The sequence below is a fragment of the Escherichia sp. KCJ4928 genome (assembly GCF_004352695.1).
Lineage (GTDB): Bacteria > Pseudomonadota > Gammaproteobacteria > Enterobacterales > Enterobacteriaceae > ECMA0423.
Genome location: NZ_SJWV01000396.1, coordinates 1 through 1,382, shown reverse-complemented (window position 1 = coordinate 1,382; position 1,382 = coordinate 1). Strand labels below are relative to the sequence as shown.

The window sequence follows — 1,382 nt, the reverse complement described above, 5'->3', positions numbered from 1 at the left end:
ATTTTTAATGTGGATTAAATTTAAACGTAACGTATTCATTTTCACGATGATTTACTGAAATCATGTGAAAGAATGTGCTGAAAATTATTTTTTCTCTGGCCACGCTATGGAAGGGATACCATTCAATTTAGCTTTAGCAAACAGATCTCCCTGAAACATCTCAATTCCTGCGGATTCAAGCCACATCCACTCTTCTGGTGTTGCCACGCCCATAGCACTGACTTGAATTTCAAGTGATGTACAGCATTTTATGATCGCCTGAATAATTGCCTGCCGTGGCCCACTTTTATGAACATTGGTAATCAATTCCTGACTGATTTTAATTCTGTCAGGCTGGAAGCGTGACAGGAGTAACAAACCAGCAAAACCTGCGCCAAAATGATCAATTGCTACACTGATACCAGCAGCCTTTAGCGATTTAATCGCTTCGGCAAACTCATCAAACCGAGATATGACTTCACTTTCAGTAAATTCAACGATGATTTGTTCAGGCACCAGAGCATTGGCCTTTATTTCATTAAGTAAAAAAGAGACTGCGTCAGGTTCGTTAACCAGGGTCATAGGTAATAGATTGATTGAAATCATTTTATCACCGAGCTCAAGTGCGTGTGCCATCGTGAATGCAAGCGCCTTACTTTTGAGATCCGCTGTGTAGATTTCCCCGTCTTTACGCTGCCCAACCGCTATGGCTGATGGGCTATCTTCATTTTTTTGCACAATGGCTTCAAAAGCGATTATCCGCCGCGATAAGGGATCGACAATAGGATGAAAGGCAAAGTGGTCGTTTATAGTTGGTGAAAGGGCACAGGAATCAAGTTCTTTATCAGATCCGTCAGCGATAAAAAGCCAGGAGTCTTCGGCAGGGATCTCGAAATAGGTTGATTGTTCGGTTGCAAGGACAAAAGTACGAAAAAATTGTAGCGCTCTGTCATCATAAGTTAGCTGAAATTTTGATGTGCCTTTGTCGAATACGGCCTGTAAAACGTCATCTCGCTCGTGCAGGCGCAAATCAAATAATTCCATTCCCGCTTTGCCAAAACGGCGAGCAGGCGCGTAATCGCACAGCAGCTCAACAATATTATAGTGCCGTGGATCCTGGCATATAGCCCGATATATCATTTTAACCTGTTCTTCCGGACCTTCCAGAAGCTGGAAAAAATGAGAACCATTAAACAGTAAGATCCCTGTTACGTCAGACTGCATGTTCCTGCGATTTGCTATCGAAACCATTTCTTCGATTTTTTTGACAGGTTCGTCGTCACGTATATGGCTACGATAAATAAGGGTGGTAAGCATTAACAATCCAGGGTAATGGGTGAGGCGAGAGTAAGACGGTAACAGACATATCTTCTTGTGTCTTTCTTTTAATACCAAAACATAAC

The 1,382-nt window shown here is 42.2% G+C and carries 1 protein-coding gene; it reads right to left on the bottom strand.

Annotated features, from left to right (window positions below; genetic code table 11):
- Positions 1 to 84: 84 nt before the first annotated feature.
- Positions 85 to 1,296: a blue light-responsive regulator BluF gene (gene bluF, locus E0D98_RS24200; RefSeq protein WP_001299269.1), complete on the bottom strand. Its 1,212-nt coding sequence runs from the start codon at positions 1,294 to 1,296 to the stop codon at positions 85 to 87.
- Positions 1,297 to 1,382: the final 86 nt, after the last annotated feature.